Origin of the sequence: Methylobacterium sp. WL69, from assembly GCF_008039485.1 — a bacterium.
Lineage (GTDB): Bacteria > Pseudomonadota > Alphaproteobacteria > Rhizobiales > Beijerinckiaceae > Methylobacterium.
Map to the genome: position 1 here is coordinate 22,211 of NZ_VRUZ01000004.1, position 11,909 is coordinate 34,119.

The following is an 11,909-nucleotide window of genomic DNA, read 5'->3' on the forward strand; positions in this document are numbered from 1 at the left end:
TCTCGCGAGCGCTGCGCCGATAGGCTATTGCGGCACCCATGAGCGACGATCCCAAATCCGACTGGCTCGGCGGCGCCGATGCCGCGAAACCGAAGCCGGCGGCCGATCCGACCGCCTCCGCCCGAGGCCCCGGCAAGCCGGCCCTGCCGAAGCGGTTCTACGCCGCGGCGGGCCTCGCCGAAGCGGAAGGTGGCCTGCGCCTGACCCTCGACGGTCGCCACGCCCACACGCCCGCGCGCAACCCGCTCGTCCTGCCGACCCGGGGCCTCGCCGAGGCCGTGGCGGCGGAATGGGAGGCGCAGGTGACGGTCATCGACCCGGCGACCATGCCGCTGACGCGCCTCGCCAACACCGCCATCGACGGCGTCGCCCCCCGGCGTGACGCGGTGATCGACGATCTCTCGGCCTATGCGGGCACCGATCTCCTGGCCTACCGGGCGGGCGACCCCGAGCGCCTCGTGGCTGCGCAATCCGCCGCCTGGGACCCCGTCCTCGACTGGGCCCGCGGGGCTCACGGCGCCCGCTTCATCCTCGGCGAGGGGGTGATGCACGTCGCCCAGCCGGACGACACCATTGCCGCCTTGCGCCGGGCCATCGCGGCGACGGACGGTCCGTTCCGGCTGGCGGCCCTGCACACCTTGACGACCCTCACGGGCTCCCTCGTCCTGGCACTCGCCGTGCTGGACGGGCACCTCAAGCCGGCGCAGGCCTGGGCCGCCGCCCACGTCGACGAGACCTATCAGGCGAGCGTGTGGGGCACGGATGCCGAGGCGGCGGCGCGCCATGCCCTGCGCACGGCCGAATTCGAGGCCGCCGCCCGCCTCGCCGCCCTGGCGCGCTGAAAGATCCGGGCGCGTTCCGAGGATGACTTGAAATCCATTTTCGCTGAAAGCGCCGCATGCTAAGGGCGCTTCAAACCGTGGCCGTCACGATTTCGTCGGCGCGGGTCCCGTCATCTCTCCAAGGCAAGGCGTTCCCCGCATGAAGGACATTCTCGAACGGCTCGAGGAGCGGCGCGCCCAGGCCCGCCTCGGCGGCGGTGAGAACCGCGTCGTGGCACAGCACAAGCGCGGCAAGCTGACCGCGCGCGAGCGCATCGAGCTCCTCCTCGACCATGGGTCGTTCGAGGAATTCGATATGTTCGTGCAGCACCGCTCGACCGATTTCGGGATGGAGAAGCAGAAGATCCCCGGCGACGGCGTCGTCACCGGCTGGGGCACCATCAACGGCCGGACGGTGTTCCTGTTCTCGAAGGATTTCACCGTGTTCGGCGGCTCGCTCTCGGAGACGCACGCGGCCAAGATCGTCAAGGTCCAGGACATGGCGCTGAAGATGCGCGCCCCGATCATCGGCATCTTCGATGCCGGCGGCGCCCGCATTCAGGAAGGCGTCGCGGCGCTCGGCGGCTACGGTGAAGTCTTTCGCCGCAACGTCGCAGCCTCCGGCGTCATTCCGCAGATCTCGGTGATCATGGGACCGTGCGCCGGCGGCGACGTCTACTCGCCGGCCATGACCGATTTCATCTTCATGGTCCGCGATACGAGCTACATGTTCGTCACCGGCCCCGACGTGGTGAAGACCGTCACCAACGAGGTCGTGACCGCCGAGGAACTGGGTGGGGCCAAGGTCCACACCACGAAGTCCTCCATCGCCGACGGCTCGTTCGAGAACGACGTCGAGGCGCTCCTGCAGATCCGCCGCCTCGTCGACTTCCTGCCCGCCAACAACATCGACGGCGTGCCCGAACTCGAGAGCTTCGACGATCCCCTGCGCCTCGACATGAGCCTCGACACGCTCATCCCCGACAATCCGAACAAGCCCTACGACATGGGCGAGCTGATCCGGCGGGTGGCCGACGAGGGCGATTTCTTCGAGATCCAGGCGACCTACGCCCGCAACATCATGACGGGGTTCGGCCGCATCGAGGGCCGCACCGTCGGCTTCGTCGCCAACCAGCCCATGGTGCTGGCCGGCGTGCTCGATTCGGATGCCTCGCGCAAGGCGGCCCGCTTCGTGCGCTTCTGCGACGCGTTCTCGATCCCGATCGTGACCTTCGTCGACGTTCCGGGCTTCCTGCCCGGCACCGCCCAGGAATACGGCGGCCTGATCAAGCACGGCGCCAAGCTGCTGTTCGCCTACAGCCAGGCGACGGTCCCGCTCGTGACCATCATCACGCGGAAAGCCTTCGGCGGCGCCTACGACGTGATGGCTTCCAAGCACGTCGGTGCCGACCTCAACTACGCCTGGCCGACGGCCCAGATCGCCGTGATGGGCGCCAAGGGCGCGGTGGAGATCATTTTTCGGAGTGAGATCGGCGACAGCGACAAGATCGCGGCGCGGACGGCTGAGTACGAGGACCGCTTCCTGTCGCCGTTCGTGGCCGCCGAGCGCGGCTACATCGACGAGGTGATCATGCCCCACTCCACCCGCAAGCGCATCGCCCGGGCGCTCGGGATGCTGCGCACCAAGGAGATGGAGCAGCCCTGGAAGAAGCACGACAACATTCCGCTCTGAACCGGGGATGCAACCGCTACCATGCCGACCCGGAATCCTCGGGTCGGCATGGCTCCGATCCACGCTGAGCTATCCGTGATCGCCGGTTCGGCTCGCCGCGAGAACCGGCTTGTCGGCGACGAGGCGTCGTTTGAGACGCACCAGCGCCTCGCGCTGCAACTCACTCGGCGCCGAGTGGGCGGAGGCGACCGACCGCACCATCTCGACGAACTGAAGGCGCTCGGCCTCCGTCAGGCGCGCCTTCAGCAGCGGCACGAGCGGATCGGCGATCTGCGAGAAAGGGTAGCGCGGCCGGGTGTAGGCCCAGGCCCGCTCGAACGTCTGGGAGATCCTCTCGATCTCCAGGGGTGTCTCCATCAGTTCGAGGATGCGGGTCTTCTCGGCGGCGGTGATCGGACTGCCGGTGCGCACGATCTGGATCAGCAGGATCACGGCGGCCAACCGCACGTCGCTGACCCGTTGGAGGGCTGATCCGAAAAAATCGTCGAAGGCCGCGCGGGCGCGCCGTTGCAGACCTTTGGTATCCCGGTCGACTTCACGAAGCCGTGTGACCGTGCCATGCGCTCGCAGGACCCAGAACACGACGCCGGTCAGCACGGCTGCGGCGAGGATGAGGATCGGCACTCGACAGGCTCCGCGAACGACGAATCAAATCGAGCAGGAATGCAACATAGACCGAGATCGGGGTCAAATTGGCCGCGGGCGCGAATGACTTAGCCGCGACTTCCCCTCGATTCGACGACATTCGTATTCGCGCGCCGCAGGGGACCCGTCACTTTCCATGCCGCCATTCCGGAAAGTCGTGCGATGATCGGTCCTCGACGGAACGAGGAGACACCCATGGCGACCGAAAACAAACGCGGCAGTCGCGAAGCCAAGAAGCCGAAGAAGCCTGTGGTCAAGACCATCGCTGCGGCGGCCTCAACGAAGGACATGGTCAGCGCAGCGGTGAAGAACGCCAAGAAATAGGGTTCGCGGCCCTCGCGCCTCAACCGGGCCGGTGTCCGTCATCCGGGACGGTGCGGCCGGGTCCAAGGTCAACCGATGCGGCCGGATGCCCGAGTTCGAGCAGCACGATCTCCGGGGGTACGCCGAGGCGCACCGGTACCCGGCTGACGCCGAATCCGCCCGACACGATCATGTGGCGGTTCTTCAGGACCACGTGGCCGTAGGCGAAGTCGTTGCCCCGTTGCGACGGGATCACCGGCGAGTAGCCGAACAGGCGGATCTGCCCGCCATGGGTATGGCCGGCGAGCGTCAGGGACACCCGGTCTGGCACGTCGAGGAAGATATCGGGCTCGTGCACCATGAGAAGCACGGGCGCGGAATCGGTGATCCGCGCCAGGGTGCCGGACAGGTCGTCGCGGCCCTCGTAGTTGCCGACCTTCACGAACGGTTCCTGATCCCCGAGGCCGGCGATCCAGAACGGGTGACCGTCCTTCTCGAGGCGGAGCACCGTATTCTCCATCACCGGAATGCCGCGGGCCTCGAGCACGCGTTGCGCCTCGGTGACGTCACTGAGCCCCGCCTGTGCCTCGGCGTCGTCCCACCAATCGTGGTTGCCCAGGATGGCATGGACGCCGAGGGGCGCACGCAGGCCCTCGACAACCCGCGCGAATTCCGGGAGCGGCACCTTGCGGAAGGTGACGCTCGGACCGGCCGGATAATCGCCGAGCATCAGGATAAGATCGGGCGCCAGGGCATTGGTGGCATCGACGATCTCGGCGATGCGGTCGAGGGGCATGAATGGCTCCCCGACGTGGAAATCCGCCAGGACGGCGACACGCAGACGCAGGCCCGGTGTCCAGCGTGGCAGCACCGGCGCATAGCGCGTCACGACCAAGCGGTAGCGCGGCTCGAACAGCGCGTAGGCACCCGTGGACAGACCAAGCGCGGCGCCTGCACCGATGCCGCCCAGAACTTGCCGCCGGCTTGGCAGGATCAACATCGGTGCCAGCCCTCGGGTCGCAGGTCGATCCCGTCTCCCTCGCCGCCAATGGTGACGAATTGACGACGCGGTTCGGCCGATGCCCGGCACCACCCGCCGAGGGACGTCCCGCGAGGACTCGGTGGGGATCAGACCAGCGGTGCGTCCTCGTGCTCGAAGCGCGCCGCGATCCGCGCGGCCTTCGCCCGGGCGGCCACCGCCTTGCCCGCCACCGCCGAAACGAGAACCGCGGCGGCGAGCGCCGGCAGGGCCACGGGCCGGAAGCCCTCGGTCAAACGGCCGGACGCGGTGGAGCGACGGTCCAGGGCAGGGGCGGCGCTCTGGTTCTGATCGGGGGCGTACATGAAACGGGTGTCCTGCTTAAGGCTCTCTCGAAGGCCGGCGGGTTGTCCTGACCCGATCGGCCGACCCACGCGGCACGGGCACCTTTCGGTTCGACCCGGACGCGCATCGAGCATCACAGCAACCATAAAGGTGGTCGCAATATGAATGGAGGATTAAGACTACGCGGGTGCCTCAAATGGCGGCAGCCTTGTTTCTCATCACGGACGCGCGAGCCAACATCTCGATGATCGACGTTGCGGCATTGCAATAACTGCTATCGCAATGCGGCCTTTGCTTGAATGCGGGTGGCGTGTGGCCGGTCAGCCACGAGCCGCGGGAAGGGCTTCGAGGCCTTCCGAGGCGATCCAGGCCTGGGTTCGGTCGAGCGCCCGGATGAGGCGGTCGAACAGGGTATCGATCTCGTCGGGTGCGATGACGAGGGGCGGGCACACGGCCACGCGGTCTCCAGCGAGGAACCGGACGATCAATCCCTCGGCCTGCGCGAAGGCGACGCAGCGGGCCGCAACACCGGCCCTGGGGTCGTACTGGCGCTTGCTCGCCTTGTCGGCGACGATCTCGAGGCCGCCGATGAGGCCCAAGCCCCGCGCCTCGCCGACGATGGGGTGGTCGGCGAGCGCGGACAGGCGAGCCTGGAAGTGAGGGGCCTTGCGGGCGACGCCTTCGATGATGCCGTCGCGGCGGTAGATGGCGATGGTCTTGAGGGCCACCGCGCAGGCGACGGGATGCCCGGAATAGGTGGTGCCGTGGCCGAAGGTGCCGAGCTTGGCGCTCTGCGAGACCATGTGGCGATACAGCGGCTCGTCGATGGAGATGCCGCCGAGCGGCATGTAGCCCGATGTCACCGCCTTGGCGAAGGATACACTGTCGGGCCGCATTCCCATGGCCTCGGAGCCGAACCAGGTGCCCAGGCGCCCGAAACCGCAGATCACCTCGTCGGCGATGAAGCGCACGTCGTGGCGGTCGAGCACCGCCTGGATCTTGGTGTAGTAGCCGACCGGCGGCACGATGGCCCCACCGGCGCCCAGCACCGGCTCGGCGACGAAGGCCGCGACGGTGTCCGGGCCCTCGCGCTGGATCAGGGCTTCGAGTTCATGGGCCAGACGCGTGGAGAACGCCTCCTCGGTCTCGCCCGTCTCGCCATACCGGTAATGGTGCGGGCAGCCCGTATGGAGGAAGCCCGGCAGGGGCAGATCCCAGTCGGCGTGGTTGGCCGGCAGCCCGGTCATGGAGGCGGTGGCCACCGTGACGCCGTGATAGCCCTTCACGTGGGAGATGATCTTCTTTTTCTTCGGCCGGCCGAGGGCGTTGTTCAGGTACCAGGTCAGCTTGACCTGGGTGTCGTTCGCTTCCGAGCCCGACGAGGTGAAGAAGATCTTCGAGGTCGGGACCGGCATCAGCTCCTTGAGGGTTTCGGCGAGCTCGATGGCCGGGTCGTGGCTGCGGCCCGAGAACAAGTGGGTGAACGGCAGGCGCGACATCTGCTCCTTGGCCGCGTCGACCAGCTCCTCGTTGGAATAGCCGAGTGCCGTACACCAGAGGCCCGCCATGCCCTCCAGGTAGGGCCGGCCGTCGCTGTCGTAGACCCAGACACCGTGGCCGCGCTCGAGTACGAGCCCCCCGGTCTCGCGGAACGTCGCAAGGTTGGTGTAGGGGTGGATCAGGGTCTCGACGTCGCGGGCCGCCAGGTTCGAGAGCATCGGGTATCCGTTCGTTGAGATGGGCCGGGCAGGCCCTCGCAGGGCAGCCACACTAACGGCCCGATGCCCGGGCACAAACCCGTTCACCGTCGCACCGGACGCTCCCCCTCATGCTCGTCCCAGCCACCCTTGATCCCGCGAGCGTCATCGCGACGCCGGCTCCCGGCCGTGCCTGCGGTCCCTGCACCCTGTGCTGCAAGGTCTATGACGTGCCCGCCGTCGAGAGCGTCGCCGGGCAATGGTGCCGGCACACCAAGCAGGGCCGGGGCTGCGCCATCCACGCCACCCGGCCCGACCATTGCCGGGCCTTCCACTGCCTGTGGATGACGGAGGCGTGGCTCGGCCCGGAATGGAAACCGGACCGCGCCAAGATGGTGCTCAGTCTCGACCCCGTGTCACGGCACATGAACGTGCAGGTCGATCCCGGCCAGCCCAACGCCTGGCGGCGCGAGCCGTACTACGGCCAGCTCAAGCGCTGGGCCGCGTCCTCCCTGCCCCAGAAGCGCCACGTCCTCGTCCACCTCAACAAGGTGACCACCGTGGTGCTCCCCGACCGCGACGTGAACCTCGGTGTCTTCGAGCCCGGCGACCGGATGGTGGCGCGCGAGCGCATGACACCCGCCGGCCCCGTCATCGAGGTCGAGAAGATCTCCCATGCGGCGTGAGGGGACTCGGCTGCACGGCATCCTGTTCGACAAGGACGGGACGCTCATCGACTTCGACCGGACCTGGGGGCCCGCCGCCCATGCCGTCATGGCGACGCTCGCGGGTGGCGACCGCGCACGCTTCGAGGCCCTGATGCGGGTGAGCCACTACGTCGAGGACGAGCGGCGCTTCCTCGCGACTTCGCCGCTCCTGGCCGGCGCCTCGTCCATCTACGGACCACTTTGGGCCCAGGTACTCGACCGGCCTGCGGGGCCGTACCTCTACGCCGAGATGGACGGGCTGTTTCGCGAGGCGGCCCTGCGCTCGCTCCATCCCATCGGCGCACCGGCGGACCTCGCCGCGCAACTGGTCGGAGCGGGCTATGCTCTCGGCATCGCCACCAACGATGCGGAAGCCTCGGCGCGGGCCCAGGCGGAGGTGCTGGGCTTGACCCAACATCTCGGGTTCATCGCCGGCTACGATTCCGGCCACGGCGCCAAGCCCGAGCCCGGGATGGTGCTGGCCTTCGCCGCGCATCTCGGCGTCGCACCGTCCCGCGTCGCCCTGGTGGGTGACACCCTCGCCGATACCAGCGCGGCGCGGGCGGCGGGGGCCGTCGCCATCGCGGTCCTCAGCGGCCCCGCGGGGGAGGTCGCCCGCGAGGCCATGGCGGCACACGCCGATCACGTCATCGGCTCGATCCACGACCTGCCTGCGCTCCTGGCCGAGATCGACGCTTAGGGATCGATCAGGCGCGCAGCTGAATCCTCCCGCGCGACATCGCGCCAGCGCAGGACAAGACGCTCGAACCCTGCGATGTCCTCGGGCGGCAGGCGACCGAGGGTGCGGGCGACGTAGGCCTTCTGAGCCGCGATGCCGCGGGCGGCGAGATCCGCGCCGATCCGCGTCAAATGGAGGGCATGCGAGCGCCGGTCCCCGGGGATCGCGCGGCGCTCGACCCAGCCGGCCTCGACGAGGCGATCGACGAGTCCCGAAACGTTGCCCTTGGTGACATAGAGCCGCGCCGCCAAATCCTGCTGGGTCAGGCCCTCGCGCTCGGTCAAGGTCGAGAGCGCATCGAATTGCGGGATCGAGAGCCCGAGCCCGCGCAGTTCGGCACCCATGGCGGCGGTGACGCGACGGTTGAGGCGGATGAATCGGAACCAGACCCGGAGCGGGTCCGGGCCGTCGGCGTCCGGCAAGGCCTCGGGTCGGTCTTGGGCGGTGACACTCATGGTGAGGCCGCTATAGCAGAACCGTCCGGCGGCGGAAGCGCGGGGGTACCGGGTGGCGTGCCGTCCCCGTGCCCGGTAAAGCTCGACCGCGCGCTCGCCGGCCTGAGCGACCTCGCGTGCCGGACAGGGATCGTTTGTAGGCTCATGCGTCGTCTGCCCTTCGAGGAGCCCGTCACCCGCGCCGGCCCGCTCGCCCGCTCGGTGGCGGTCCTCGCCCTCCTCGTTAACCTGTTCGCCCTGGTCCTGGTGCGCGATCCGCGCGCGGAGGCCGGCCCGGCCCTCGTGACCCTCGGTGCTGGGCTCGTCCTGGCGGCGGCGGCCGTAGCGCTTGCGGCGTTCGCTTTCGTGCGGGTGTGGCGGGAGGGCGCGCGCGGCCTCGGCGCGGCCGTGGCCGGCCTGTTCACGGCCCTCCTGATTCTGGCCTATCCGGCCTTCGCGGGCCTGCGGGCCGTGCGTCTTCCGGCTTTGACGGATGTCACAACCGACATCGACAACCCCCCCGCCTTTTCGCGCTCGCGGGCTGCCTTCGCGGCCCGGGATGGACGCTATCCGCCCGAACCCGGCCCGGCGGCGCGGGCGAGCCAGCGCGCGGCTTACCCGCAGATCGCTCCCCTGACCCTCGACCTCGACGCCGACGTCGCATTCGAACTCGCGCGCAAGGCGGCGCTGAACCGGCGCTGGCAGATCGTCGAGGCGATCCGCCCGGGCGGTCGGGTCGGCAACGGCCGGATCGAGGCGGTCTCACGCGGCCTCGTCCTCAACCTCGCAGACGATGTCACCGTGCGGGTGCATCCCCGGGCGGATGGAGCGCGCATCGACGTGCGGTCGGCCTCACGCCTCGGTGGCCACGATCTCGGTGGCAATGCCGACCGCATCCGTGCCTATCTCGACGAAGTCGCCAACCTCGCCATCGCGGTGAAGTAGGGAATCAGGCGGGTCCGTAGCGTCCCTCGAGGCGCGGCGGTCCGTCGGTCACGACGACGCCGCGCTCCACCAGATCCTCCAGATGGGCGAAGACCGACAGGGCGGCGGCCCCGTGTAGCACCGGATTCAAACCCTGGTAGATCGCCGCCACGATGGCGCGGATATCGCGATCGCCGGCGTCGATGCGGGCGCGGATCGTGGTCTCGCGCTGGCGGCGGTGGGCGGCGAGTCCCCGCACGAACCGGCGCGGGTCGCGCACCGGCCCGCCATGGCCTGGCCAATACACCGTCTCGCTGCGCGCCCGCAGCTTGTCGAGGGAGGCCATGTAGGCGCGCATGGAGCCGTCGGGCGGTGCCACGATGCTCGTCGACCACGCCATGACGTGGTCGCCGGAAAACAGGGCCGCCTCCTGCGGCAGGGCGAAGGCGAGGTGATTCATGGTGTGGCCCGGCGTCTCCACCGCCTCGAGGGTCCAGCCGTCGCCCGTCACCGTATCGCCCTCGCGCAGGACGCGATCCGGTTCGTGGACGCGGTCGGCACTGGCGTCGAGGTGAGGGAATTCGCCTTCGGCGAGGTCACGGGCGGCCCGGTGCGGGCCGCAGCCGACGATGGGGGCTCCCGTGCGGGCCTGGAGCAGGCGCGCGCCCGGCGAGTGGTCGCGATGGGTGTGGGTCACCACGATGGCGGACACCCGCTCGCCCGGGATCGAGGCGAGCAGCGCAGAGACATGATCGGCATCCTCCGGACCTGGGTCGATGACCGCTACGTCACCCATCCCGACGATGTAGGTGCAGGTCCCGCTGGCCGTGAATGGGCTGGCGTTGGGGCAGATGCGGCGCCGGATCAAGGATGAGAGCCGTTGCGTCACGCCGCTGATCGGGGCGCCCGTGTCGAAGACCGGATCGTCTTGCGTTTCGCTCATGCCGGCTCCGCCGAGTCGTGGGTTGCTTCGGCCCCTACGCCATCGCCAAGCCCCCGACAACGCCAACCGAATTAAGCCTTTTATTTTCAATATAGCAGATGCTATATCGCACGGGACGAGGCGGAAGCGCTGCCCTGCCGGCCGGCGCACGAGGATATCTGGTACGATGGGGCATCACGAACCCGCTTGGCGGTTCCATCGCGACACGCAGGAGCAGCCGAGCCTCGGCGCCTTGAACGGCAGCGTGCCGGTGTTGCAGACCGGCTCATGGCTGCGCCGGCTGCTCGGCTTCATCGGGCCGGGATACATGATCTCGGTCGGCTACATGGACCCGGGCAACTGGGCCACCGACATCGCCGGGGGCGCCCAGTTCGGCTATACTCTGCTGTCGGTCATCCTGCTCTCGAACCTCATGGCGATCGTCCTGCAGGCGCTTTCCGCGCGGCTCGGCATCTCCACGGGCCGCGACCTCGCCCAAGCCTGCCGCGATCACTATTCGCGCCCGGTGGGCTTTGTCCTGTGGGTCGCCTGCGAGGCGGCGATCATCGCCTGCGATCTCGCCGAGGTGATCGGCACCGCCATCGCCCTCAAGCTCCTGTTCGGCATCCCTCTCATCGTCGGGGCGACGATCACGGCCCTCGACGTCTTCCTGATCCTGCTGCTGATGCGCCGGGGTTTCCGTGCCCTCGAAGCCTTCGTCATCGCCCTGCTCGGGGTGATCTTCGTCTGTTTCGGGGTGCAGATCGCACTCGCACACCCGCCGCTCCAGGCGGTGCTCGGCGGCTTCCTGCCGACGGCGGAGATCGTGACCAATCCGGCCGCCCTCTACATTGCCATCGGCATCATCGGCGCCACGGTGATGCCGCACAACCTCTACCTCCACTCCTCCATCGTCCAGACCCGGGCCTACCCGCGCACCGACGCGGGCAAGCGCGCGGCGGTGCGCTTCGCCGTCACGGATTCGACGATCGCGCTGATGCTGGCGCTGTTCGTCAACGCCGCGATCCTGATCCTGGCCGCCTCGGTCTTCCACGCCAACGGACGCACGGACGTGCAGGAGATCGAGCAAGCCTACGAGCTGCTGTCGCCGCTGCTGGGAGCCGGCATCGCCTCGACCCTGTTCGCCGTCGCCCTCCTCGCCTCCGGCCTGAATTCCACCGTGACGGCGACGCTCGCGGGCCAGATCGTGATGGAGGGCTTCCTGCGGCTGCGCATCCCCGACTGGGCACGTCGCCTCATCACCCGGGGCATCGCCATCGTGCCCGTCGTGGTGGTGACCGCGCTCTACGGCGAACAGGGCACCGCCCGGCTCCTCGTCCTGAGCCAGGTGGTGCTGTCCATGCAATTGCCCTTCGCGGTGATCCCCCTGGTCCGGTTCGTCTCCGACCGGGGAAAAATGGGTGCCCTCGTCATTCCCGGATGGCTCAAGCTCCTGTCCTGGACGATCGCGGGGCTCATCGTCGCCCTCAACGTAAAACTCCTCGTCGACACGGTGACCGGCGCCTGACCTGGCGGCGCTCTGCCTGACCGGGCCGCGCGCCGCCGCCACCGATCTTCGACCCGAGGCAACCGAACGGACCTGGCCAACAGCCGGGCGCCGGTGGGCCGACACGTGCCTTGATTATAGCCATGGCTTACTTTTTCAGCGGGTGCTCCATGTCGTCTGCGAAACCAAAAGT

13 protein-coding genes are annotated in these 11,909 nt (G+C 68.7%); 7 read left to right on the forward strand and 6 right to left on the reverse strand.

The features are described from left to right. The first annotated feature begins 38 nt into the window (after window positions 1–38). Complete coding sequence (locus FV218_RS02235) at window positions 39–842, forward strand: ATP12 family protein (RefSeq protein ID WP_147708548.1); 804 nt, start codon at window positions 39–41, stop codon at window positions 840–842. A gap of 139 nt (window positions 843–981) precedes the next feature. Beyond that, window positions 982–2,514, forward strand: coding sequence for an acyl-CoA carboxylase subunit beta (locus tag FV218_RS02240; protein ID WP_056086179.1), 1,533 nt, complete (start codon window positions 982–984; stop codon window positions 2,512–2,514). A 69-nt stretch (window positions 2,515–2,583) separates the two neighbouring features. Here FV218_RS02240 and FV218_RS02245 read toward each other — a convergent pair whose 3' ends face one another. Then, window positions 2,584–3,138, reverse strand: coding sequence for a TerB family tellurite resistance protein (locus FV218_RS02245; RefSeq protein WP_147708549.1), 555 nt, complete (start codon window positions 3,136–3,138; stop codon window positions 2,584–2,586). A gap of 216 nt (window positions 3,139–3,354) precedes the next feature. Here FV218_RS02245 and FV218_RS23370 point away from each other — a divergent pair, with 216 nt between their 5' ends. Next, a complete protein-coding gene (locus FV218_RS23370) occupies window positions 3,355–3,483 on the forward strand; it encodes a hypothetical protein (protein WP_274533103.1) in 129 nt (42 codons plus the stop codon). Window positions 3,484–3,502: 19 nt separating this feature from the next. Here the strand turns inward: FV218_RS23370 and FV218_RS02250 are convergent, their stop codons facing one another. From FV218_RS02250 to FV218_RS02260, 3 genes are all read right to left on the reverse strand, one after another. After that, window positions 3,503–4,462 carry a metallophosphoesterase gene (locus FV218_RS02250; RefSeq protein WP_147708550.1) on the reverse strand — a complete coding sequence of 320 codons (960 nt, stop codon included), beginning with the start codon at window positions 4,460–4,462 and terminating at the stop codon, window positions 3,503–3,505. A gap of 128 nt (window positions 4,463–4,590) precedes the next feature. After that, entirely contained in the window at window positions 4,591–4,806 is a 216-nt protein-coding gene (locus FV218_RS02255) for a hypothetical protein (protein ID WP_056086170.1), read from the reverse strand. A gap of 300 nt (window positions 4,807–5,106) precedes the next feature. After that, window positions 5,107–6,504, reverse strand: a complete 1,398-nt coding sequence (locus FV218_RS02260; protein ID WP_147708551.1) for an aminotransferase — start codon at window positions 6,502–6,504, stop codon at window positions 5,107–5,109. 110 nt (window positions 6,505–6,614) lie between these two features. Between FV218_RS02260 and FV218_RS02265 the strand changes: the two genes are divergently transcribed. Together FV218_RS02265 and FV218_RS02270 are read left to right on the forward strand one after the other, a co-directional pair. After that, window positions 6,615–7,169: a hypothetical protein gene (locus FV218_RS02265; RefSeq protein ID WP_056086164.1), complete on the forward strand. Its 555-nt coding sequence runs from the start codon at window positions 6,615–6,617 to the stop codon at window positions 7,167–7,169. Further along, window positions 7,159–7,890, forward strand: a complete 732-nt coding sequence (locus FV218_RS02270; RefSeq protein WP_147708552.1) for an HAD-IA family hydrolase — start codon at window positions 7,159–7,161, stop codon at window positions 7,888–7,890. The genes FV218_RS02265 and FV218_RS02270 overlap by 11 nt, the downstream gene beginning before the upstream one ends. Here FV218_RS02270 and FV218_RS02275 read toward each other — a convergent pair. Then, the gene (locus FV218_RS02275) at window positions 7,887–8,384 is read right to left on the reverse strand and encodes a MarR family transcriptional regulator (RefSeq protein ID WP_147708553.1); all 498 of its coding nucleotides are present in this window, start codon (window positions 8,382–8,384) and stop codon (window positions 7,887–7,889) included. The two genes, FV218_RS02270 and FV218_RS02275, sit on opposite strands and share 4 nt — an antisense overlap. A gap of 144 nt (window positions 8,385–8,528) precedes the next feature. Between FV218_RS02275 and FV218_RS02280 the strand changes: the two genes are divergently transcribed. Then, entirely contained in the window at window positions 8,529–9,308 is a 780-nt protein-coding gene (locus FV218_RS02280) for a DUF1499 domain-containing protein (protein ID WP_147708554.1), read from the forward strand. Window positions 9,309–9,312: 4 nt separating this feature from the next. On the opposite strand, the gene FV218_RS02285 is transcribed toward FV218_RS02280, so the two are convergent. Then, on the reverse strand, window positions 9,313–10,230 hold the full coding sequence (locus FV218_RS02285; RefSeq protein WP_056086151.1) for an MBL fold metallo-hydrolase: 918 nt from the start codon (window positions 10,228–10,230) through the stop codon (window positions 9,313–9,315). A 166-nt stretch (window positions 10,231–10,396) separates the two neighbouring features. Here FV218_RS02285 and FV218_RS02290 point away from each other — a divergent pair, with 166 nt between their 5' ends. Further along, entirely contained in the window at window positions 10,397–11,737 is a 1,341-nt protein-coding gene (locus tag FV218_RS02290) for an Nramp family divalent metal transporter (RefSeq protein ID WP_056086148.1), read from the forward strand. Window positions 11,738–11,909 lie beyond the last annotated feature (172 nt).